A 22,560-nucleotide genomic window follows, 5' to 3' on the forward strand; every position below is an offset into this window, starting at 1 on the left:
ACTCGTTGAATTTTTGTAATTCCGTTGGGTGGACGGAATCACTTTGCTGGTGGATTTACGGGCAAGGTGTAGATATGCAGTTTGGCGGCGATGTATGGTCATGGCTTGTAGGTTGCTACAATTGAATGCACAAAAATGTAATTACATGGCCTTGCAATCGCCCCTATTCCATCACGGTTAGGCCAATATCTTTCTTTAAACCATGCTCTAAGTTTATGGCATGTCGGGAAATGGACGCAACCAAAATTAGGATCAAAAAAGTCAACACCATAGAAAGTTACTGCTAGCCCAATAGCATGATCTCCATACGTCAAAGCTTCATAACCTTCATCTATAGTGGCTAAGTTTTCTACAATATCGTTGCCATCATAACAGCTTACATGCCTACGAGATAATCCGTTTTCATTAAGAAATTGCATGCCATCCATGCTTTTCGCTTTAAGATTTTCAACTATTTTTATATAACTAGGAAGTTTTATATTTCCTGGGAATAGGTGAGACTTTCCTGATTTGTGCATCTTCACCCAAGCCATTACTAAACTACTACAGGCTCCATTTTGCATAGTCGAAGAGAAATTAAGGGGGAAATTCAGAGTTTGATTGAAGCGAAATACCCAATTTCCTTCAAATTCATCAGCATCTAATAACGACATTTTTAAATATCCCCCATTCACTATGAGTTTGGTTTACGTCAAAAAGGTTAAGGGTAAAAATATATTAAAAACAGGATATATGGGTTTTGCCTAATGTAAAGGGTTTTAAAAAGAGTTTTAGTAAAGATTCTGAACAGGCTCTATATTCCAGTGAATTAGGTCGATTCCGGTAAGACTCCGGAATTAAACCTAACCATTTGATATCCTTAGAATCCTCAAATTGAGGAAGCCGGACGATGTGCTTTTCTGCATATCGGTTCAAACTCTGCGTTTCACCGTATTTGAGTTTTATCAACGGGTTATTAGGTCAGTGATGTGGCACCCTAATTTACGTAACCTTTTGATTTTTCTTATTTCCGGCACGGAGCGGGAATTCAATTAAATCAATAAGTTAAAATGGGATAATTCTCCCATTTAGCTAACCTGTTGATTTTACGCAATTCTGTCACAGAGACAAAAATTAAGGAAATCAGGGGGGTATAAGACGGAAAATCCCGCTTTTTGGTCTACTAAGTCTTATCAGTCGTCTGACAAATTCTATTAATTTCCTGCCTGTCATTTTATGTCATCCTGCCATCAAAACATGCTACCTATCAAATATTAGTCAAGCCATACTCTCCAGTATTGATGAACCGATTTTATTGATGTTCACCGGCGGAGAAGTCTCCCACCGCCTTCATGTTATTTAGCAATGTGCATTGTTGATGAAATGAGGGAATGAATATGCAAGATAAAAAATCTGATACACCTGTTCCAGAAGATGGCAATCTCGTGATCGTTACAACACCGGAATATGTCAAAGAAGCTATTGAAGAACACACCTTGAGTCGCAACCATCCAGACGCAACACTGCAAGATAAGGGATTTGTTGTCCTGAGCAATGATGTTGGTAGTGATAGTGAAACGATGGCTGCAACCCCCAAAGCAGTGAAAGCAGCATATGACCTAGCCGATGCCGCCAATCAAAACGCTCTCAACAATAATTCCAATCTCTATTTGGAGAAAAAGCAGAACGGGGCAGATATACCTGATAAACAAGTATTCGTGAACAACCTTGGTTTAGCAGAAACAGTGGCATTAGCAAAAAATTCAATACAAGGCAAACAATATCTTCACGATCTGACATATGGTACAAGTGCTTGGGTAAAAATTGCGGAAGTAACTATGGGCGTCGTAAGCACCATTAATATCAATCTAATCGGAGGTTCTGGATACAACGTTGGTGATTTTTGGCAATGCTCTATTGCTAATATAGTTTTAAGAACAGGAAATGATGATCCTCACGGTATCAATGCTGTGATGTACACAACCAATAGCGGTGCACCTACTGATTTAGCTACCGTCAATACATCTGGTTATGACTATGATATTTACATATCAATGGGAGCTTTTGGTCAAGGTATCATTCTAAATGGTTTTGCGTCAGGTAATGCAACGATTCGTCAATTATCTAATATGGCAAACTTACCAGCCGTTCCTGAAGGAGCAGTGAAAGGGGAAGTTTACGCTTATGCGCTAAATAGGCTAACCCCTAAACCCTAAATGATGAAATCAGGGGCACTTAGCCCCTGTTCTTACTCCACTCACTCAGCCAACTCACTCACCTCTCCCTGCCTCAAATTCCACATCGAATCCTCCGGCATCTGGACACGGACGGAAATCGACCTGCCTGTAGGAATATCAATCGGGTCACCATCCGAGTAGCCCTCTCATACATTTCTGACGAATACGGGCGCATCTGCGTGCTCGCGGTGATACGCCATGATTTTGATTGAATCATCGGGTAACACGCGATAATCGACTCAAATCAACGGCAATTTATTTTTGCACAGGGGTATTTCAACCCCGCCATCAGTGCCGCCCCATGCCGTATCGATATTGAATCCCAAAACATTTTTGATGAGATAAACGCCCTCAGATAGGCGTTCAACAGTAGCGCCCTTGGATTCGTCATTCTTCTCGAATTTCCCATCACTTCAGATTTGGATGATGGGGCTGGCTTTTTTCAGGAATCTATCAATAACAGTAGTATTTACTGTACCCCAAACAATATTCCATTGACTCCACCAATTACTCATTCGGTAACGACTCGCGATCCCTGCACCATCTACCTGAATTTGTGCGACCATTCCTGTGTTATCGGTACCGCCATTACGTGTCATCACCATGATGGGGGCGTAGGCGTTATAGTAATTTTTAGCGCCAGTGCCACCTCCGCCATACCAACCAGTAGCTGTCAACGAGTTTGCCTCGCTGATTGTTAAACCGATGAGGGGGCTCACCGGTATCCGAGACAGAATCAGGGATAGTAATCTGAATTTGGTAGGTGACGTTATTCAGGGTGGTTTTAACGGCATTGGCCAGTACCAGTTCTGTGTCTGAATTTACCGCCTGAATCATGTGCAGTAAATTACTGTTGCCGGGCTGGATGATGATGGCCTGCCCCGGTGCAACGCCGTTGAGATTCGATTTAAATTTCGTGCCCGTTCCGCGGACAATAGCGGGGGCCATCTTCACGGTATTACGTCATATCAAGTCGCGACTAATACATGTAATGATAAAGTTACAATGACCCAACAAGATTGTTTCAAACTAAAAAAACAATCCTAGGGACGACCTGTAGGGTGAGGTAGTTTACTTGATATAAATGTATATTTTCTTATATTAATTAATACAATGGGATTTATTGCAGGGAGTATAACAAGTAATGAAAAAATATAAATGTAAAAGCAAAAACTACCTGTTGTTATTACTCTATTGGTAACCATGTAATATAATGGTATTCCCCAAACGGCATAATTGATGCAACTGTATGCTACCGCATCGATCACCAGTTTTGATGATTTTTTTCTCACTGATGGCAGTAATACTTCATAAACTTTTAGACTTATGAATCCTAGTATCATGAATAGTATAAAAATTGTTATTTTATTGTGGTCTAATAGCTCTATGCTGTTGGCCTTGAGTTCATTTGCGTAACTTTCTGAATGTTAACACAAACACATTGCTTAGCATCCAAGCTGCATCACAAAACTCATTTGAATCAATAAGTAGTATCTCAGTCAACAATTTTCCTCACCATACATACTTATACTTCAAATAATTTCATATTGATATTATCTCCATGAATCTCCCCGCATCCCAGCAGGATTGAGGGGATTTTTAACATACGGGATAATCCCATATCTAAACCTGCACCATACAGGAGTTAAAGGTGAGATATCCCGCCTTTAGCTAGCTTGTTGATTTTACTAGTTTCCGGCATAGAGAGAAAATTAAATTAAACCAAGTGGTTACAAGGGAAGGATTGTCCCATTTAGATAACCAATTGATTTTATTTGATTGTGTCACAGGGACAGGGATTAAGGAAATTGAGGGTTATAACGCACCTATCTATTTATCCATTATATAAATAACGCATATAAACTATATTTAGAATGGTGTTATTATGAACTGCCATATAAAGCATGAATATTTTTGTGCGCCTGTTGTTACGTTTTTCTGTTACTGATAGGAGATCTTTGTCTCTGACCCAGTGCAACTCCTGCAAGACAAAAGCATACCAAAACTGTAAACTCACTTCAGGGAGTCCTTTATGAACGGTAGCGATGAAAATGATGAAATGACATTTGAAGAACTCATTGAGATTTTTCTATCAAATAAACATAGTATGACAAAGCCAGAAAAATTACTTCCAGTACAAAAAAATAAAGACTTACAACGTCCGGCTAAACCTGAAGCACTTTATTCTCTAGAAAAAACTGAACAATATTTTTTAAGAAATTATATAACTAAAAATGTAAAACTCGCCGATGGTAGATACATATTTATTATTTCTGCTAATGATCCATACACCATATGCTGTGCAAAAAGCGCGCGAGACACTAATTATCATTGGCATGATGCAGTTGATGGACATACCTCAATAGGTTACAGGAAGCCTGTTCGTTATGCAGGGACCTTACTGTTTCGTCAAGGCGAGCTATTAGTATGGTCAAATGCCAGTGGGCACTACAAGCCCCCAGGGGAATTACGGTACTTGATGCTTCCATACGTTAGACTCTTGCTACCTGATAGCAAATTTAGGCACATTAGTTTTAATAAATAGCAATTAACCTCATGGCTGTTCAAACCCGCAACTTCCTGCGGGTTGTTGTGCTTTAATAAATTCGGACACTTTGGTAAAAGAATAGAATGGCCTTCGTAAAAGTGGCGTACTCCACAAAACAGCTCCCTCAGATGGTGAATTAATCCTTTTATTTTTAGATAACTATTATAAAGATAACTACGGTGATTTTTATGTCAACGTCAAAATAGAATCATGTTATTCTCTTCTTGAGGAAATATAATAAAACCACTTAATTAGAATAGTTAACTTATTATTAAGGCAATACTCCATTATTATCTTATCCACCTCAAACTTATATTATTACACTCAGAATCCCCTGATAATTTCCCATAAAAAATGGAAGGATTATCTTGAGCAAAATAAAGGGAGGAACCCCTCCCTTTTGTATATAACAAAAAGAAATAGCTGAATTTAACTTGCCGAAATCTCTAACTTTATCTCAATCTTTGAGTCTCCTCCATAAACCTTCTTCTGATTGCAATCCTCTCCTTTGCAAATAGCCTTATCAATGATATTTTCACACCCTTTAATCTCTGTATACCAACCCTGATCATACCCATGTTCAAATATCAAATTACAACTTATAGGGCCACTGGAAATTTGCCATTCGACACTTTTTGTTTTAAATGCGCAGCCACTAAATAAATTATTATTATCTTCTAAATAGATGCTATGTTGCTTACCAATCGGAAGATTAAACTGATCATCACCACTCTCGTACATACACTGAGAGTCTGTTTTATCTACTACAAGATTCAATTGAGAGGAGGGAAGATGGATAAATTCCATATTATATTCAGCAGATAATTCTGAGTGTTCTTCGGCATTAACACTTTTTTCTTCCGCCAAAGCAGTAGAAATCCATAAACAAGATAAAACCGCTAAGATTGTGCCAGTTATCATATTCATCATTTTCATACTGTTCTCCTTATGATGAAATTATTAAAAATATCACTTAATAAATATTTTTGATAGGTTATTAATTCACCTTTAATGGAGCACTGAAATGATAGTTGCTAATAACAACAAGATATTGCACCGCTATCAATCTTAGATTATAAATAACCTCATTTTTTTATCCTCAACAAAAATAGTAAAGAATGAGAGGCATTTTAATATAAAAATAAAATTATAATACCAATAAGAAATAAGCAATTTACAATAAAGTTGCCAACCATCACAATTACGGAAAACAACTCTTTCAGATATATTTAAATCGTACTACTCTAAATAAGCCATTACTTTAATATCATTGATAATAAAATAATTTAATTGGAGAAGATATGGATGTATTTGTAGAAAATGGAATCTTGGCTTTAGCTAATGTGGTTGAAGTAGACCCAAGTGATTGGGGAGCAATCAGCTAGCGCATCATTACCCATTTATCCCCATCGGTTTTCAACTTGCAGCTTGGTTGATAGTATTTTGAAATCCATTTATTGGATATAGGTCTCCAATTATCAAAATAGTTCAGGAGTGAAAATGCTAAGAAAAGGTACTGTCATCCGTGATTATGTTAGTGCTTACCCGAATCCGATTAAATTACAGGTTGGGGATGTCGTTTCAGTTAGTTATAGTGACCTTGAATATCCTTACTGGGTTTGGACAATTAATGCTTCAAATATCAGTGGTTGGGTTCCGCAACAAATTTTACATTTTATTCCTCCTAATAAAGCAATATGTCGCGAGAATTATACGGCTCATGAGCTAACAGTTAAAATAGGAGAATGTCTCTATCTGGAAAGTACCTTAAACGGCTGGTATTGGGCGCATAAAGAATCAGGAGAAACTGGCTGGATACCACAAGAATATATTAATTATTAGGAAACATGACGAGTACAAATAAAAATGTATCACTGAGCGCAGGAGGCTCACATAATGAAGTTCATTCCTGATTACAATGCTATTTCTGAAGCCCATTCCAGGGTTAAGCAATATATCAACAAGACTCCCGTTTTCACTTCAACGACAGTCAACGAAATTTTTAACGCCCAGGTCTATTTCAAATGTGAAAATTACCAAAAAATGGGCGCATTCAAATTTCGTGGGGCCATGAATGCTCTATGCCAATTCAGTGGTGAGCAGAAAAAAGCGGGAGTGATTGCTTTTTCATCCGGCAATCATGCACAAGCAATCGCGTTAGCGGCCAAGTTACTGAATATTTCCGCTACTATTGTCATGCCTCAGGATGCACCACAAGCCAAAGTGACAGCGACCAGAGGTTATGGTGGTAAGGTTATTTTCTACGACAGATATACAGAAAATTGCGAAGAAATAGGCCGTCATTTGGCAGAAAAGCATGGCATGACTCTTATTCCCCCTTTCGATCACCCACATATCATTGCTGGTCAAGGGACTGTCGCTAAGGAATTGTTTGAAGAAGTCGGCGAGTTAGATGCCCTGTTTATTCCCCTCGGCGGCGGTGGTTTATTGTCTGGTTCGGCACTTTCTGCTGCTCATTTATCGCCAACATGTCGAATTTTCGGTGTCGAACCAGCAGCCGGCAATGATGGGCAGCAATCCTTTAAAAAAGGGGAAATTGTTCATATTGAAACCCCAAAGACGATTGCAGATGGCGCACAAACCCAACATTTAGGGCAACATACTTTTAATATCATCCGACATTTGGTTGAAGACATTCTGACAGCATCAGATGAAGAACTGATCGACACCATGTATTTTTTAGCAGAGCGAATGAAAATTGTTGTCGAACCTACCGGCTGTTTAGGTTTTGCTGCTGCAAAATCGATGCGTGAACAGTTAAAAGGGCAGCGGATTGGGATTATTTTGAGTGGCGGAAATATTGATATGAAACGATATGCAAGTTTACTGGCGAATAAGAACTAATTAACGGCGATTATTCATCTATTAGCATACCTAATTAGCATTAATAAAACAGGGAGTTTGTCATTATGATAATTGAGTTAACAAACTTAATGATAGCTCCTCATTGAATTATTAATAACGGTAATGGAAAGAAAGGATCTTAAAATACGTTGTTATCTACATGACTCTAAGGCATATATTCAGCTAACAAAACTACCGCTCGAAAATTTATAATTCATAAAGTTTATCGCATCTTTTTAATTATTTTCTCTCTCCTGCTTCAATCTCCGCCATAACGTCGTGCGGCTAATTCCCAAATATTCCGCAGCCGCCCGTCGATTACCTGAAAATCTTGCGATAATATCATGCACTGAAGAAACGCTTTCAATCAGAGGAAATGGCTCTGTCTGAACAAATTTCAGATTGCTGTTGGCAGAACGCATATCAATCTGGCGCTCTGGTGAAAGTGATAATATCAATGTTGGTGTCAAAGCTTGTTCAGGATGAGCGCTCAAATACAGTGCTATCCGTTCCATCAAATTACGCAGTTCGCGCACATTTCCCGGCCAGTCATAAGACTGCAATACTTCGTCACACGCAGCAAGTTCCCGGACTCTCGAAGATGAAACAGGTAAGTTAAGTGCAGCAAATGCCCGTTGTAAGTATTCCAGCGCCAACAAACTAATGTCTCTTCCCCTTTCCCGTAGAGCCGGTACGTTAATCCGCAATACACTCAAACGGTAGAACAAATCTGCCCGAAAACGCTCTTCTTTTACCCATGTATCCAAATCGCAATGCGTAGCACAAATGATGCGAACATCAACAGCAATTGGGCGATATCCCCCTACCCTGACAACAGATTTTTCTTCTAATACCCGCAATAGCCGGGTTTGCAACGGTAACGGCATTTCGCCAATTTCATCCAGAAATAACGTCCCCCTGTGCGCAACTTCAAACAATCCGGCCCGTCCGCCACGTCGGGAACCCGTAAAAGCACCTTCTTCATAGCCAAACAATTCAGCTTCCAACAAAGATTCTGTAATCGCCCCACAGTTAACAGCCACAAATGGCCGGGGATGTTTGCCAGCCAACTGACCATAACGCAAGGTATATTCATGGTGAATAGCCTGTGCCACCAGCTCTTTTCCTGTCCCGCTTTCTCCCTGAATCAAAACCGTAGCCGCCGAACGGGAATACAGCATGATGGTATTGCGCACATGTTCTACCGCAGCAGAATTTCCCCTGATATCACTGATTGTATGACGAGTACGTAGTTTATCCTCCGTAGGATAAGGTGAAATCACAGCCTGATTCAGCTTGGCCATTTTGGCCATTTCCAACGCGTCTTGAAATGCCAGCCGGATAGAATCGGCAGAATAGACAAAAATCCCCACCAGCTCCGCTTCATAAGCAAGATCAGTAATTAATCCTGCACCAACGATGACTTTGATACCCATCGCTTTCAAAGCATTTACCTGTGCTCTGGCGTCTTCTTCCGTCACATAACTGCGTTGTTCGATATTCAGGTTGAAACTCTGCTGAAATTCTTCCAACACAGGCTGGGGATTTTGGTAAGTAATGACGCCAATCCGGGAGCTAATTTGCCGGGCGCGAGCCAATGCCTGCATAAAATCAAACCCACTGGCTTTCGCGATAATCACAGGCACAGATAAACGGCTTTTCAAATATGCGCCATTAGAACCCGCACAAATAACAGCATCACAATGTTCTGTTTCCAAGCGCTTGCGAATATGTTGCACTGCTCGTTCAAAACCCAATTGAATCGGGGTGATATCAGCCTGATGATCAAATTCCGGCGTAATATCGCGAAAAAGATCAAAAAGTCTGGAAACGGAGACGGTCCAGATCACGGGTTTACTGTTATCACGTTCACCTGCATGCACTGACGCCATATTCCCCCCATTTCTCTTTCAATGAGTGCAATCCAATCATTAATTTCACCAAATGTTTCATCTATCAAGAATGAAACATATATGAAACATAAGAGATTCAAAATGAAACAAGTATATATTATAACCAATGGAAAACCAGTCACCATACCATTAAACAGGAACCATATACTCATTTGATTAAGAACAAGAAATAATACATCAATCATATTGCCTACTGATTTTTTCTCTTAATTTCTAATTGTTGGCATCAACCTTGCTTTAATAACAAAACAACACAAATTGGTTTCATTTTAGTAACAGTGGAGTTATGTATGGCATTTTCCTCTGCCGGTTTGGCTTTTCGTCAAGCAATAGAAGCCGAATCTCCGTTACAAGTGGTCGGAACCATCAATGCAAACCACGCATTACTTGCGAAAAGAGCAGGTTACAAGGCCATTTATCTTTCAGGTGGTGGTGTTTCAGCAGGCTCATTGGGGCTGCCGGATTTGGGCATTTCCACGCTGGATGATGTATTAACTGATATCCGCCGCATTACCGATGTCTGTGATTTACCGCTGCTCGTGGATGCAGATATCGGATTCGGTTCTTCTGCATTTAATGTCGCCCGCTCTGTTCGTTCTATTATTAAAGCAGGTGCTGCGGGAATTCATATTGAAGATCAGGTTGGTGCTAAACGTTGTGGTCATCGCCCAAATAAGGAAATTGTTTCTAAAGAGGAGATGGTAGACCGCATCAAGGCTGCCGTTGATGCCCGTACCGATGCGGATTTCGTCATTATGGCCCGCACCGATGCACTCGCAGTGGAAGGGCTGGATGCCGCCCTCGAAAGAGCGGCGGCTTATATTGAAGCAGGCGCGGATATGCTGTTCCCTGAAGCTATCACAGAACTGCCTATGTATAAGGAATTTTCATCCAGAACTCAGGTTCCCATTTTGGCGAATATTACCGAGTTCGGTGCAACGCCACTCTTTACCGTCGAAGAATTGAGAAGTGTCGGTGTCGCCATTGCCCTCTACCCACTCTCTGCATTCCGGGCGATGAATAAGGCGGCTGAGCAGGTCTATACCTCTTTGCGTCGCGATGGCACACAAAAGAACGTCATCGATATGATGCAAACCCGTAATGAACTTTATGAAAGCATCAACTACTACGCTTTTGAACGAAAACTGGACGCCCTGTTTTCTCAGAAAAAATAGCAAAGGTGATACTCATGAATCAACAGAATACAACAGCGGGATCTCCTGAAACAACGCCATTAAAACCGAAAAAATCCGTTGCCCTCTCCGGCATTACAGCAGGCAATACAGCGCTTTGCACAGTAGGGAAAAACGGTAGCGATTTACATTACCGTGGTTATGATATTCTCGATTTGGCTGCCCATTGTGAGTTTGAAGAAATAGCCTATCTGCTCATCCACGATAAACTCCCTTCCCGCGCAGAATTAGCCTCCTATAAAGCCAAATTAAAAGCACTGCGTGGCCTGCCCAGTAGCGTTAAAGCTGCATTGGAAGCCTTGCCGGCGGTAGCGCACCCGATGGATGTGATGCGTACGGGGGTCTCTGTTCTGGGTTGTACCCTGCCGGAAAAAGAAGATCATAACGTTACAGGCGCCCGTGATATCGCGGATCGCTTGCTGGCATCGCTCAGTTCGATACTACTTTATTGGTATCACTACAGCCACAATGGACGCCGCATTGAAGTTGAAACCAATGATGATTCGATTGGCGGGCATTTTCTCCATCTCCTGCATGGTCAAAAACCGCGTGCGTCATGGGAAAAGGCAATGCACACCTCTTTAATCTTGTATGCCGAGCATGAATTTAATGCTTCCACCTTTACCAGCCGTGTGATTGCCGGGACAGGATCAGATACTTACTCTGCCATTATCGGGGGCATTGGTGCCCTGCGCGGGCCAAAGCATGGTGGAGCCAATGAGGTTTCATTTGATATCCAGCAACGTTATGACACGCCAGATCAGGCTGAGGCCGATATTCTTACCCGTCTGGAGAGAAAAGAGGTCATCATCGGTTTTGGTCATCCGGTTTACACCGTTTCCGATCCTCGCCATAAGGTGATTAAAGAGATTTCCCTGAAGCTTTCTCAAGAAGCAGGTACAACTCAGATGTATGACATTGCAGACCGAATCGAGTCTGTCATGTGGGATAACAAAAAAATGTTCCCGAATCTCGATTGGTTTTCTGCGGTGTCCTATCACATGATGGGGGTTCCTACAGCCATGTTTACCCCACTGTTTGTCATTGCCCGTACTTCCGGTTGGGCCGCACACATTATTGAACAACGCATTGATAACAAAATTATTCGTCCTTCGGCTAACTATACCGGCCCTGAAAATTTGACATTTATACCGATTGATCAACGTAAATAGCTTAATTTACAAATAATGACTTAAGGATTAATTATGTCTACCTCTGTTGTTAACAACCGCCCTGATTACGATCAGGTGATTGTGGATATTGTGGATTATGTCATGGATTACGTCATCACATCCCAGATGGCTTACGCCACAGCCCATCATTGCCTTATAGATACCTTGGGCTGCGGATTGGAAGCGCTGGAATATCCCGCCTGTACAAAACTATTGGGGCCTATTGTGCCGGGAACGATTGTGCCGGATGGTGCCCGCGTACCGGGAACTCAATTTCAGCTCGATCCTGTTCAGGCTGCATTCAACATTGGTGCAATGATTCGCTGGCTGGATTTTAATGACACCTGGCTGGCGGCTGAGTGGGGACATCCTTCTGATAATCTTGGCGGCATCCTTGCCACTGCCGACTGGTTATCCAGAAATGCGGTTGCCCGAGGGGAAAAGCCACTCACTATGTGGGATGTGCTGACAGCCATGATTAAGGCACATGAAATTCAAGGCTGTCTGGCATTGGAAAATGCTTTCAATAAAGTCGGGCTGGATCACGTGGTTCTGGTAAAAATCGCCTCCACGGCAGTAGTCGCCCAAATGCTGGGTTTGACACGTGAGGAAATCTTAAATGCAGTTTCATTGGCTTGGGTTGACGGACAATCCCTGAGAACCTACCGCCATGCCCCCAATACCGGCTCCCGTAAATCCTGGGCGGCGGGAGATGCCACTTCCCGCGCGGTGCGTCTGGCGCTGATGGCGCAAAAGGGCGAAATGGGATACCCCTCTGTATTAACGGCAAAAACATGGGGATTTTATGATGTGTTGTTTAATGGTCAGCCATTCAAATTCCAGCGCCCCTATGGCTCTTATGTGATGGAAAATGTGCTGTTTAAAATCTCTTTCCCCGCAGAATTCCATTCACAAACCGCCGTAGAAGCAGCAATGAGTCTGCATCAACAACTGAAAGAACAGGGTAAATGTGTCGAAGACATCGCCAAAATCACTATCCGCACTCATGAAGCCTGTATTAGAATCATCGATAAACAAGGCCCATTGAACAATCCGGCAGACAGAGACCACTGCATTCAATATATGGTTGCCATCCCACTGATTTTTGGCCGCCTGACAGCAGCGGATTATGAGGATGATGTCGCCGTTGATCCTCGCATTGATGCCTTACGGGATAAAATAGTCTGCGTCGAAGATCCTGATTTTACCCGTGATTATCATGATCCAGAAAAACGCTCTATTGCCAATGCGTTGACTCTGGTATTTAACGATGGTATTCAGCTTGAGGAAGTGAAGGTCGAATTCCCGATTGGGCATGCTCGCCGGCGAAAAGATGGCATCCCGCTGTTAGAAGAAAAATTTAAAACCAATCTGGCGCGTCAATTCCCGAAAGAGCAACAACAAAAAATTCTGGCGGTATCTCTTGATGTCATGTCATTAAAAGATATCCCTGTGAACGAATACCTCGATTTGTACGTTATATAATCTATATATTACCCAATAGATTTCAAGATGCGTAACAACTAAAAACAGCAGCTTGAAAGATGAAGGATATGGTCATTGGCGGTTCTGGCTCCAGGAACCGCCTCTCATCTGCATAACGCGAGGAGAGATTATGTCATTCCAAGACTTCTATCAACATTCGATTGATGATCCCAATGCCTTTTGGGCTGAACAAGCCAAACGAATACATTGGCAACAGCCTTTTGAGCAAGCCCTCGATCACAGTCATCCTCCCTTTGCCCGTTGGTTCTGCGGGGGTAAAACTAATCTTTGCTATAACGCATTGGATCGCTGGCTGGAAAGCCAACCCGATGCTAAGGCGCTGATTGCCATTTCAACCGAGACTGGCAGTGAGCGCGTTTTCACCTATCAAGAGTTACATCAGGAAGTGAACCGAGCTGCCGCCATCATGCTGTCACTCGGTGTAAAAAAAGGCGATCGCGTCGTTGTTTATATGCCAATGGTGGCCGAAGCCCTATTTATTTTGCTGGCCTGCGCGCGCATTGGGGCGATTCATTCAGTGGTATTTGGCGGCTTTGCTTCCCATAGTCTCGCCACCCGGTTGGATAACGCTGAGCCCATTCTGGTTGTCTCTGCGGATGCCGGTTCACGCGGAGGTAAAATTATCCCTTACAAACCGTTACTGGACGAAGCGATTGAACTGGCTAATCACACACCACGTCACGTTCTGATGATAAATCGTGGTCTGGCTGATATAAATTGGGTGGAAGATAGAGATGTCGATTTCGCCACATTGCGGCAAGAACATCTGACGGCAAACATTCCCGTTACATGGCTTGAATCCAATGAAACATCTTGTGTGCTCTATACCTCAGGCACAACCGGTACTCCCAAAGGTGTACAGAGAGATGTTGGCGGTTATGCCGTGGCACTGGCGACATCAATGGATGTTATTTTTGGCGGTAAGGCCGGGGGCGTTTTCTTTTGTACATCTGATATCGGCTGGGTTGTCGGGCATTCCTATATTATCTACGCGCCTCTGATCGCGGGCATGGCAACTATCATGTATGAAGGGCTACCAATACGCCCGGATGCCAGTATTTGGTGGCAAATTGTCGAAAAATACCAAGTTACCAGAATGTTTTCTGCCCCAACTGCAATTCGCGTCCTTAAAAAATATCCTACGGATTACATTGCTAAATATGATATTTCATCACTGAAAACACTCTATTTGGCAGGGGAACCTCTGGATGAACATACTGCCCGCTGGATTACCGAAACCATTAATGTACCTGTGATCGATAATTACTGGCAAACCGAAACTGGCTGGCCGATTATGGCAATCGCACGAAGTTTGGACGACCGACCAAGCCGTTTTGGCAGTACAGGGTTCCCTATGTATGGTTTCAACGTCAAGCTGATCAACGAACTGACCGGTCAGGAGTGTGGCGCTAACGAAAAGGGAATGCTGGTTATCAAAGGCCCTCTTCCCCCCGGTTGTATCCAGACCATCTATAGAGATGATGCCCGTTTTATCAATACCTACTGGAAACATTTTGACCAACAAGTCTACTCAACATTTGACTGGGGGATTCGTGACAGCGACGGTTACTATTTTATTCTGGGGCGTTCTGATGATGTCATTAATGTTTCAGGTCATCGTCTGGGAACACGAGAAATTGAAGAGTGCGTCGCCAGCCATGAAGACGTGGCAGAAGTTGCGGTGATTGGCATCAAAGATGAAGTAAAAGGACAAACAGCGGTTGCTTTTGCTGTTCTCAAGGAAGGACGGGAAATTCAGAATGCAGACCATTTTGCTGTGTTGGAAAAAGCACTTATGGCATTGGTGGATAAAAAAATCGGCAGTGTCGGCCGCCCGGCACGTGTCTATTTTGTGACTCAATTACCAAAAACTCGTTCAGGGAAAATGCTTCGCCGAACGATGCAGGCTATTTGTGAAGGACGTGAACCAAGTGATATTGCCTTGGTTGAGAACCCTGCTTCGCTGGATGTCATTCGAGACGCGGTTTTCCATTAAAAAACCAGATGGAGGATATGCTCAATGACAACGACTAATATTTGGTATGGCCTGGGCTGATGGACAGATCATCCATGCGACATCGGCCATACCAAGTATTCTGACCGCTAATAATTTCCTTACCCGATAAAACCATTCCCCTCATATTTGTAAATATGATGCAGCGCTATACCCAGTGGATTTCAAGATGTCGCGCGATGGCAAAATGTCCCTTTTGTTTAGCTCATATTTAATGATGCAGGGTTAAGATACATCTGTACTACATTATTTCCCAGCTACTTTTACCCATTCCCGCTCCGTCCCTATACGGAGCTTTTTTTTATTCATTCATTGGGTACAGGCCCGAAAAATACCCTATGGGATTATTTTCGGATTTATAAGACAATGTGAGTTAATGCGTTATTTCAGGTTCTTTTATAGCAGCCTCTACCCACTCTACCATCACAGGATGTTTCAGTATGCGATCAATCCACTGCTGACTAATAACGGAAAATTTCAACCCATAAGTTCGGGCGCGTAAAGCCACTGGCGCATAAAACGCATCAACAGCAGTAAATTTATCCCCCGCCAGCCATTCACCGCCAAATTTAGCCACCCCTTCTGACCAGAGAGCATCAATTCGATCAATATCACATTGCAATTCAGGCGTGATTTCAGGCAACTCAGTTCGAACGGAACAATTCATTGAGCAAATTTGGCGTAATGTAGCAAATCCAGAGTGCATTTCTGCCGCAGCACTTCTCGCCCATGCCCTGGCTATTTTATCTGATGGCCAGACCCGAACGTGCTCCTCTGCAATATATTCCGCAATTGCTAACGAATCCCAAACCGTAATATTTTCATCAATCAGGCAAGGAACCAACCCTGTTGGTGAGAATGCCTTGAATTTTTCATGGCTGCTTTTACCATCTTCAAAATAACTAATCCGCTCATTAAAAGGAATATCCAACGCTTTGAGCAAAATCCACGGACGCAGTGACCAAGAAGAATAATTTTTATTGGCTATCCACAATGTATACATCGTCTCTCTCGCTTTGGTAGTAAAATGATGTGACTGTACAAAAAACATCACCATGCTGGGTCGTGACTCCAAAGCGTTATAGTGATGTTTTTCAATATATGTTCCAATGAGTTTTTCGTGAAACCATTGTTCATCCAGCTCACAAATGAGGGTGACATCATCATAAACAGCCTGCCTTGATGTTACCTGTTTTGGCGACAGTTTTTTAAAGTACGCATGACCGTATTGATACCGATACTTAAAACACGTCCCGTGTCTCTCACACCGGAGCCATTCATCGCCATATCGACAATTTTTTCTTTCATACCCGGCTTATGACCATTGTAACGATAGTTGAGTTGGAAGGTTTTTTGGCAATCCTTGCAATAATAACGAGGAAATCCGGCTTTACCTGCTCCGTGTTTGCGTACCGGTTCGGTTTGGTTACAATACCGGCAAACCACTTCTATCATCACCGTCATTTTGAGATCCCTTTAAAAAATCATAAGAACACCATGTTAACGCTTTGGAGTCATAACCTAATCATTTAATGGTCTTGAAGTGACTACACTTCACTTTATAGTATACAGATAAATTTCACTCCAAAAAAACGGGCGATTTATTTCTCAACCACTATTTATGGAAGGGACCAATGAATACCATGTCTGTTAATACCATGTCTGTTAATACCATGTCTGTTAATACTATGTCTGTTAAGAGTCTTCCACAGTGTCTTTCGTTTACGAAAGTCGATGTCAAGACTGCTCCTGCCAACATTCATTCGAGCCAACTTGACAGCGGCGACGTTAACTACGGTACCGGTTTAGTCAAAAATGGTTACGGGCAACTTCAGGAGCAAACCCATTGGTGTTGGGTTGCCTGCGCGGCAAGTGTTGGAAGCTATTATATGGGAGAAGCATTTGCACTTCGCCAAGAAGCGATTTACGAAATGGCAAAGGATCTTCCCTTGAACACTTGCAATGATCCCCCTCGTTCTTATCCAGAATCAGACGAGCGTTGCAACGGTACCGGGTGGCCCTCCAAGGCACTGAGTGTTATCAATATTTTTTCCAAAGAAATTTCAGGACAAGCGTCTAACATCGATATGTCAGTAGAGTTGATTGACGGTAGACCAATAGTGTTTGGCGTTAGATTCTCATATGGTCACCAGGTAGACGGAGCGTATGGTCATGCTATCGTGCTCTCTGATGGATTCAACACTGGAGAAAAACATTATTGGCAGCTTTTCGACCCTATGTATGGCGTCCAGGTTGTGAACCTCAGTGATTTTCCAGCAGGTTACCGAGGAGATCCCTTGGCATACTGGTGGTTCACTGACTACACCAAGAAACCACTCTAAAAAGGGCGTATACATTCTGATTTGGAGTACAAAGCGGACTTCAACTACATATTCTAGCAGCAATCAGGGTCTGACCTTGACAAGGATGGACTTGTCGTCAGCGATGAATGTGGCTGTAGTCTCTAATACGTGAACTATTCCAAAATAATCGAGGAGTAATATGTCTATTTTATTCTCAAACCATCCAGATGGCGTGACCGAAATAATCGCATCCACCCTGAAAAATATTTCAGCGGCAGGGTGGACGGATACAAGCCCTGGCCTGGATTTAAGCGATGTTTCAACATCTATGCCCATCGACGCATTCCACGTTGACGGTGATGTTTTTGCGAAAACGAAGTCGTTGACCGAAGCTGCGCAAAAGGTGGGATGGCGATACCTTCTTCTGTCCGGTGGTGCAGTTGTTGCCGACATTCATCTGAACCTAAAAGATGACAAGCTCAATTTCGTGTCGATGACCCTTGATGGCCCGACGCTGGCATCTACAATACAGGCACTCCATGCCGCAGAATCGGATGCCCGGGTGCAGCAACAGGAATTTCAACTACGAGAATTGAATTTGGCGTGGTGCGATTTTAAGGCTTTGTGGTTGCACAATCAAAGTCAGGATTTCATTATTCCGATTGACCCCACCTTCGGGCATGGGCTCACCAACCATCAGCTCTATGACTTGAACGAAGTTACGCAATCACTTTTAAGACATGCCGATTTCACCTAATTTGTACTGACTCAGACCTAACCTGATGAGATGGACGTCCCACATGGCGTCAATTGTACCAAAATGAAATAGCATACTCATTTTACGGGAACGTCCATCATGCGTAATAAAATTCTTGGTATTGATTTAGCAAAACCGGTCTTTCAGCTCTGTTTGCTCGACGGTAATCGCCTCTGCATTTGATGCAATGGGATGCCAGACCCAGATAGCCCGAGACATTGTTGAAGCCGGCGCTGATTATTTGCTCAGTGTGAAAGACAATCAACCGACACTCCATCGTGCCGTCAAGGACGCCTTGGCAAAACAACTTCCAGCGCCCTCCACAAGAGAAAAAATTCATATAAAGCAAGGGCATGGATGTATAGAAATCAAAGAAAGTCATCTCTTGAGTGCCCGATTATTGGCGGCCCATTTTCCCGAATGGCCGGAGTTAAAAACGCTTGGTGTTGTAGTGGGTTATCGACAAGAAAAAGGAAAATCCGCCCGTTTGGAGTATTGCTATTACATCAGTTCAGCGGAATTAACAGAAGGCACCTTTGCTCAAGCGGTACGCGGTCACTGGCAGATTGAAAACAATCTACACGGGGTACTTGATGTCTCCTTTCGGGAAGATAATTGCCAAATCTATCGTGAAAATGCGGCAGAAAATATCGCAATACTATGCAATACTATGGCGAATAGCTTTAAATATGCTAAAAAAAGAAGAAACTAAGAAAGGTGTAAGAAGCTAAATCTCAGAAAAAAACGTCAACGTGCTTGGATGAAATTTAAACATTCATGCGGTTGCCCTGGCTCCGATTATGTGTTATGATAGACCCCTTCTCTTCCTCAACATAAGAAGAGGTGTCAAATGCAACTATCGGTTCACACCTGGATGCAGGAATTACAGGTTTGTTCGACACCTTTGTCTCACCTTGGCAGTTCACACTAACATAGCCCGAATTATCTTCGGTGCTTACTTACTCAATTATATTGAACGTACAAAAGACGATAACGCCCGTATTTCACTTGCCACTTGTTACTTGCTCCGTTCCAGTTTTTACAAAGACCATGAGGTGAAGCCAACAACACAAATTTTTAATAAAATTAAAACGGAGACTTATTTATGAATATCATGTTTATGAATATCATGAAAAAAATACTGTCAGGAGTTTTTATTTTATTCACCCTAAGTTTTTTTTCAGCAGCATATACCCAAGTTTATAAAATAAAACCTAACGCCAACGAAAAATCGCCTCAACTTGTTGAACAAGGAAAAAAATGTACCGCTAAGTCTTCCTACCGCGGTTATGTTGTCTCTGTTGCTATTGGGTATGGAGGTTATAACAAAGGCCCGAAGATAAAAAATTATATCGCTATTACCGTGGTTGATAAAAATAGAGAAAACCCCGAATGGTACTGGTCACAGTATGATGCTAATACAGATGAAGGTAAATCCATACAAGCATTGGCGTTATATGCTGCCGCTAGTGGGCAAAAAACTCTTGCTGAGTGCGAGACGGTCGGAGATCACCGAAATATTAACTCTTTATGGGTTGGGCCAGATGCTTGGTAAAAGGATAATGGGAGCATATTATGAATTTAATAAAGAAAATATTTATTGCCATAATTGCAATGTTATCATTTTTACCATCTATTTTCATGGCATTTGGCCAGCCATTACCCGAAGATGATCCAAGACGTTCGGTTATCGGTTTCTTTTTTGATACAGAAGGTAATGTTTATAATCCCATAAGGGCTTACGGAGATACAATAAGATATAGACTGCCCGACCCAAATTTATCGATACAATATACATATGAAGATTTCCAAGCTGATATTCGGATCGCACCACTTATGCGCCGTGCTGCAGCATATTGGAATCATGTGCTGAATCCTTATTTTACTATCAGGGAATTTCAAGCGGGGGAACAACCTAATTTTATTCTACAAACTATGTTGCCTACTATGCTAGATAGAACCAGTTCTGATTACTATCTTGGACATATAGACGCAATAACTGCTATGCTTATGTACTATGAATATAAAGAAATGGAATTTAATTATGGCATTACGTCACCAGGAATATATTTTGTGCCTACCATTGCTGTATCTGACAGGCTTTACGAAGCTTGGGAAACCATAATGGGGAATTATCTTGATTTAAGTGGGTATGCAGAAATTTATACATATGCGCTTGTACTTCATGAGATGGGTCATGCTTTAGGGTTGGGTCATCCTGATGATGTACTCCAGGGGGTAAACCTTGAGAGTACAGATGTTCACCCGATGTTTATTAGTAGGTTAAATGATTTTGCTGTATACAGCGGTTTAGAGAGTAGCGTTCCACAAGCACCAGTAATGCTAAGATATCAAATTCATTTTTTACTAACTTTGCATCAACAGCTTAATAGGCCATTAAATATTAATAATATTAATATATCAGAGCATGAAAGAAGGTTGTTATTCAATCAGGTTTCTGGATTTTGTGAGCGTTCATATAATGCAGACTATGATTATAATAATAATGCAGACTGTGATTATAATATTGTTCACCCATTAGCAAAAACAATGGTGCCTATTATCAGTATATTGCTGAATAATTCCACGCCTAAGCCAAAACCAAAAGTTAAGATTTGTACAGTTGAACTTAAACCACAGATGAGATAGAGCTTATCTTTTATAGTCAGTGGCATACCACCTTTACCCGAAAGGGTGGATGTCAGGTTAATCTGAGTTTAAAATGCAATGGAAGTGAAAGCGCCTGTTCCAGCGGAGACTATTCATCACATAATAAATTCCAATTAATCATACATGATGACCAATCAATGACGAGAAGCTCACCATAAGTGCTTTAACTAAAACTGGCAAGAACATAATAATTATAGCTAGAAATTTTTATCGAAGTAAAAAATTTATGAATAAAGTTTTCAGGTTCCGAGAATACGTTGTATTAAGAGTTGGTTAGACGAAGCGACTGTTCTAAACAGCTTGTCATAATAGTGAGACTCTTATACTTCTTTCTCTGTATGTTAATACACATTAATTAAAAAGGAATGAATTGCTATGAAATCAATTTATTTGTTCATATTATTTTGTTTTCTTGCTTGCAGTGTGTCAGCGGAGGGGAATGGAGACAAGATAACTGGCAGCCAATTAAAGCCAAATATCTCCGTTTCTACAGGTAAGAATGATGCAATAAACTGCAAGGGATCCATTACAGGCTATATTATTTCCGTTTCCACAGGATATAAGGGATATAAAAATTGGTTGGCCTTTACAATTAAAAATGAAAGTGGTCATAACTGGTTCTGGGCAGCTCATCTAAACAATACTGATGCAGGAAAATCCCTGCTTTCAACGGCAATTTTTGCTGCTTCTAGTGGCCAAAAAATTTATGCCGAATGCGATAGTAATCAATATATTACATCTCTGTGGGTTGGGCCGCATCCGGTCCCATAGAAATCATGTGTACCAATGTGATTACCAACTAAGACTCGATCTGACACTATTGATGATCTGAGCGAAACCTAATCTGATGAGATGGACGTCCCACATAGCGTCAATTGTACCAAAATGAAATAGCATACTCATTTTACGGGAACGTCCATCATGGAGATTACAACGATTGGCATCGACCTGGCAAAAAATGTTTTTCAGGTTCACGGCATCGATGCACAGGGTAAAACTGTGCTTAAAAACGGTTGCAAAGGGCGTCCATGTATGCCTGACAAGATCATCGGTACGTTTATTGAACGTGAATATTATCTATATTGATAGGTCATCAACGCATTGAATACATGACCCTATGCTGAATAAAAGACTATACCAAATAAAAGACTATACCAAATAAAGGGCTATACCGGATAAAAGACTAAGCTGGATAAAATCCTATGCCGGCTAATCTAATAATAGAAAACAGACAAACAATAAAAATTATATTTCCCCAATAAAATAATAAGCCACCTTTCTATTTTCAATGATTATTAAATAGTTACAAATATAAAAACCTCAAAAAAACATAATTAACAATAATTAATTCTTAAATTAGATTAAACTCACCAAAAGCAAAAACAATCAGATATAAGAAATAA

21 protein-coding genes and 3 pseudogenes are annotated in these 22,560 nt (G+C 41.6%); 16 read left to right on the forward strand and 8 right to left on the reverse strand.

The window, feature by feature from the left end; translation table 11 throughout:
* Positions 1–98: 98 nt before the first annotated feature.
* Positions 99–653, reverse strand: a complete 555-nt coding sequence (locus Xmir_RS07640; RefSeq protein WP_099113801.1) for a YopT-type cysteine protease domain-containing protein — start codon at positions 651–653, stop codon at positions 99–101.
* A 723-nt stretch (positions 654–1,376) separates the two neighbouring features.
* Here Xmir_RS07640 and Xmir_RS07645 point away from each other — a divergent pair.
* Positions 1,377–2,195, forward strand: coding sequence for a tail fiber protein (locus tag Xmir_RS07645; protein WP_244170888.1), 819 nt, complete (start codon positions 1,377–1,379; stop codon positions 2,193–2,195).
* Positions 2,196–2,236: 41 nt separating this feature from the next.
* Here Xmir_RS07645 and Xmir_RS35010 read toward each other — a convergent pair.
* The 3 genes and pseudogenes from Xmir_RS35010 to Xmir_RS07655 form a co-directional block, all read right to left on the reverse strand.
* A pseudogene (locus Xmir_RS35010) lies at positions 2,237–2,569 on the reverse strand (phage tail fiber protein); the annotation flags it as partial.
* Between the two features lie 60 nt (positions 2,570–2,629).
* Positions 2,630–2,893, reverse strand: coding sequence for a hypothetical protein (locus tag Xmir_RS28095; protein ID WP_244170889.1), 264 nt, complete (start codon positions 2,891–2,893; stop codon positions 2,630–2,632).
* On the reverse strand, positions 2,850–3,170 hold the full coding sequence (locus Xmir_RS07655; RefSeq protein WP_145956877.1) for a hypothetical protein: 321 nt from the start codon (positions 3,168–3,170) through the stop codon (positions 2,850–2,852). Before Xmir_RS07655 ends, Xmir_RS28095 begins: the two co-directional genes overlap by 44 nt.
* Before the next feature lie 1,078 nt (positions 3,171–4,248).
* Here Xmir_RS07655 and Xmir_RS07660 point away from each other — a divergent pair.
* Together Xmir_RS07660 and Xmir_RS28100 are read left to right on the forward strand one after the other, a co-directional pair.
* Positions 4,249–4,761: a hypothetical protein gene (locus tag Xmir_RS07660; RefSeq protein WP_099113804.1), complete on the forward strand. Its 513-nt coding sequence runs from the start codon at positions 4,249–4,251 to the stop codon at positions 4,759–4,761.
* A 112-nt stretch (positions 4,762–4,873) separates the two neighbouring features.
* A pseudogene (locus Xmir_RS28100) lies at positions 4,874–5,002 on the forward strand (LecA/PA-IL family lectin); the annotation flags it as partial.
* Positions 5,003–5,193: 191 nt separating this feature from the next.
* Here Xmir_RS28100 and Xmir_RS07670 read toward each other — a convergent pair.
* The gene (locus tag Xmir_RS07670; RefSeq protein WP_099113805.1) at positions 5,194–5,700 is read right to left on the reverse strand and encodes a hypothetical protein; all 507 of its coding nucleotides are present in this window, start codon (positions 5,698–5,700) and stop codon (positions 5,194–5,196) included.
* 564 nt (positions 5,701–6,264) lie between these two features.
* Between Xmir_RS07670 and Xmir_RS07675 the strand changes: the two genes are divergently transcribed.
* Complete coding sequence (locus Xmir_RS07675; RefSeq protein WP_099113806.1) at positions 6,265–6,606, forward strand: SH3 domain-containing protein; 342 nt, start codon at positions 6,265–6,267, stop codon at positions 6,604–6,606.
* Positions 6,607–6,660: 54 nt separating this feature from the next.
* Positions 6,661–7,629, forward strand: a complete 969-nt coding sequence (locus Xmir_RS07680; protein WP_099113807.1) for a threo-3-hydroxy-L-aspartate ammonia-lyase — start codon at positions 6,661–6,663, stop codon at positions 7,627–7,629.
* A 236-nt stretch (positions 7,630–7,865) separates the two neighbouring features.
* On the opposite strand, the gene prpR is transcribed toward Xmir_RS07680, so the two are convergent.
* Positions 7,866–9,521, reverse strand: a complete 1,656-nt coding sequence (prpR, locus tag Xmir_RS07685) for a propionate catabolism operon regulatory protein PrpR (RefSeq protein ID WP_099113808.1) — start codon at positions 9,519–9,521, stop codon at positions 7,866–7,868.
* Between the two features lie 311 nt (positions 9,522–9,832).
* Here prpR and prpB point away from each other — a divergent pair, with 311 nt between their 5' ends.
* The 4 genes from prpB to Xmir_RS07705 all read left to right on the forward strand — a co-directional run bounded on the left by prpB (position 9,833) and on the right by Xmir_RS07705 (position 15,409).
* Complete coding sequence (gene prpB, locus Xmir_RS07690) at positions 9,833–10,717, forward strand: methylisocitrate lyase (RefSeq protein ID WP_099113809.1); 885 nt, start codon at positions 9,833–9,835, stop codon at positions 10,715–10,717.
* A 14-nt stretch (positions 10,718–10,731) separates the two neighbouring features.
* Entirely contained in the window at positions 10,732–11,907 is a 1,176-nt protein-coding gene (gene prpC, locus Xmir_RS07695; protein ID WP_099113810.1) for a bifunctional 2-methylcitrate synthase/citrate synthase, read from the forward strand.
* A 33-nt stretch (positions 11,908–11,940) separates the two neighbouring features.
* A complete protein-coding gene (locus Xmir_RS07700) occupies positions 11,941–13,392 on the forward strand; it encodes a bifunctional 2-methylcitrate dehydratase/aconitate hydratase (protein ID WP_099113811.1) in 1,452 nt (483 codons plus the stop codon).
* 130 nt (positions 13,393–13,522) lie between these two features.
* Entirely contained in the window at positions 13,523–15,409 is a 1,887-nt protein-coding gene (locus Xmir_RS07705) for a propionate--CoA ligase (protein ID WP_099113812.1), read from the forward strand.
* Between the two features lie 391 nt (positions 15,410–15,800).
* Here the strand turns inward: Xmir_RS07705 and Xmir_RS07710 are convergent, their stop codons facing one another.
* On the reverse strand, positions 15,801–16,430 hold the full coding sequence (locus Xmir_RS07710; RefSeq protein ID WP_099113813.1) for a glutathione S-transferase family protein: 630 nt from the start codon (positions 16,428–16,430) through the stop codon (positions 15,801–15,803).
* Positions 16,431–16,553: 123 nt separating this feature from the next.
* Positions 16,554–16,891, reverse strand: a pseudogene (locus tag Xmir_RS07715) (IS1 family transposase); the annotation flags it as partial.
* 170 nt (positions 16,892–17,061) lie between these two features.
* On the opposite strand from Xmir_RS07715, the gene Xmir_RS07720 reads away from it, so the two are divergent.
* The 7 genes from Xmir_RS07720 to Xmir_RS24490 all read left to right on the forward strand — a co-directional run bounded on the left by Xmir_RS07720 (position 17,062) and on the right by Xmir_RS24490 (position 22,243).
* Complete coding sequence (locus Xmir_RS07720) at positions 17,062–17,769, forward strand: hypothetical protein (RefSeq protein ID WP_099113815.1); 708 nt, start codon at positions 17,062–17,064, stop codon at positions 17,767–17,769.
* A gap of 160 nt (positions 17,770–17,929) precedes the next feature.
* Positions 17,930–18,487, forward strand: a complete 558-nt coding sequence (locus tag Xmir_RS07730) for a hypothetical protein (RefSeq protein WP_145956878.1) — start codon at positions 17,930–17,932, stop codon at positions 18,485–18,487.
* 187 nt (positions 18,488–18,674) lie between these two features.
* On the forward strand, positions 18,675–19,199 hold the full coding sequence (locus Xmir_RS07735; protein ID WP_099113818.1) for an ISAs1 family transposase: 525 nt from the start codon (positions 18,675–18,677) through the stop codon (positions 19,197–19,199).
* Positions 19,200–19,592: 393 nt separating this feature from the next.
* Positions 19,593–20,042, forward strand: coding sequence for a hypothetical protein (locus tag Xmir_RS07745; RefSeq protein ID WP_099113820.1), 450 nt, complete (start codon positions 19,593–19,595; stop codon positions 20,040–20,042).
* A 20-nt stretch (positions 20,043–20,062) separates the two neighbouring features.
* On the forward strand, positions 20,063–21,136 hold the full coding sequence (locus tag Xmir_RS07750; protein WP_099113821.1) for a hypothetical protein: 1,074 nt from the start codon (positions 20,063–20,065) through the stop codon (positions 21,134–21,136).
* Between the two features lie 396 nt (positions 21,137–21,532).
* Positions 21,533–21,928 (forward strand): hypothetical protein, encoded by a 396-nt coding sequence (locus Xmir_RS07755; RefSeq protein WP_099113822.1) that lies wholly within the window; start codon positions 21,533–21,535, stop codon positions 21,926–21,928.
* A gap of 150 nt (positions 21,929–22,078) precedes the next feature.
* A complete protein-coding gene (locus Xmir_RS24490) occupies positions 22,079–22,243 on the forward strand; it encodes a hypothetical protein (protein ID WP_167385952.1) in 165 nt (54 codons plus the stop codon).
* Positions 22,244–22,560 lie beyond the last annotated feature (317 nt).

The organism is Xenorhabdus miraniensis (genome assembly GCF_002632615.1).

Bases quoted from the DNA above. Each gene is read 5' to 3' on its own strand.
- Xmir_RS07640 (WP_099113801.1), bottom strand. From the start codon at position 653: ATGTCGTTATTAGATGCTGATGAATTTGAAGGAAATTGGGTATTTCGC.
- Xmir_RS07645 (WP_244170888.1), top strand. From the start codon at position 1,377: ATGCAAGATAAAAAATCTGATACACCTGTTCCAGAAGATGGCAATCTC.
- Xmir_RS07660 (WP_099113804.1), top strand. From the start codon at position 4,249: ATGAACGGTAGCGATGAAAATGATGAAATGACATTTGAAGAACTCATT.
- Xmir_RS07670 (WP_099113805.1), bottom strand. From the start codon at position 5,700: ATGAAAATGATGAATATGATAACTGGCACAATCTTAGCGGTTTTATCT.
- Xmir_RS07675 (WP_099113806.1), top strand. From the start codon at position 6,265: ATGCTAAGAAAAGGTACTGTCATCCGTGATTATGTTAGTGCTTACCCG.
- Xmir_RS07680 (WP_099113807.1), top strand. From the start codon at position 6,661: ATGAAGTTCATTCCTGATTACAATGCTATTTCTGAAGCCCATTCCAGG.
- prpR (WP_099113808.1), bottom strand. From the start codon at position 9,521: ATGGCGTCAGTGCATGCAGGTGAACGTGATAACAGTAAACCCGTGATC.
- prpB (WP_099113809.1), top strand. From the start codon at position 9,833: ATGGCATTTTCCTCTGCCGGTTTGGCTTTTCGTCAAGCAATAGAAGCC.
- prpC (WP_099113810.1), top strand. From the start codon at position 10,732: ATGAATCAACAGAATACAACAGCGGGATCTCCTGAAACAACGCCATTA.
- Xmir_RS07700 (WP_099113811.1), top strand. From the start codon at position 11,941: ATGTCTACCTCTGTTGTTAACAACCGCCCTGATTACGATCAGGTGATT.
- Xmir_RS07705 (WP_099113812.1), top strand. From the start codon at position 13,523: ATGTCATTCCAAGACTTCTATCAACATTCGATTGATGATCCCAATGCC.
- Xmir_RS07710 (WP_099113813.1), bottom strand. From the start codon at position 16,430: ATGTATACATTGTGGATAGCCAATAAAAATTATTCTTCTTGGTCACTG.
- Xmir_RS07720 (WP_099113815.1), top strand. From the start codon at position 17,062: ATGAATACCATGTCTGTTAATACCATGTCTGTTAATACCATGTCTGTT.
- Xmir_RS07730 (WP_145956878.1), top strand. From the start codon at position 17,930: ATGTCTATTTTATTCTCAAACCATCCAGATGGCGTGACCGAAATAATC.
- Xmir_RS07735 (WP_099113818.1), top strand. From the start codon at position 18,675: ATGGGATGCCAGACCCAGATAGCCCGAGACATTGTTGAAGCCGGCGCT.
- Xmir_RS07745 (WP_099113820.1), top strand. From the start codon at position 19,593: ATGAATATCATGTTTATGAATATCATGAAAAAAATACTGTCAGGAGTT.
- Xmir_RS07750 (WP_099113821.1), top strand. From the start codon at position 20,063: ATGAATTTAATAAAGAAAATATTTATTGCCATAATTGCAATGTTATCA.
- Xmir_RS07755 (WP_099113822.1), top strand. From the start codon at position 21,533: ATGAAATCAATTTATTTGTTCATATTATTTTGTTTTCTTGCTTGCAGT.
- Xmir_RS24490 (WP_167385952.1), top strand. From the start codon at position 22,079: ATGGAGATTACAACGATTGGCATCGACCTGGCAAAAAATGTTTTTCAG.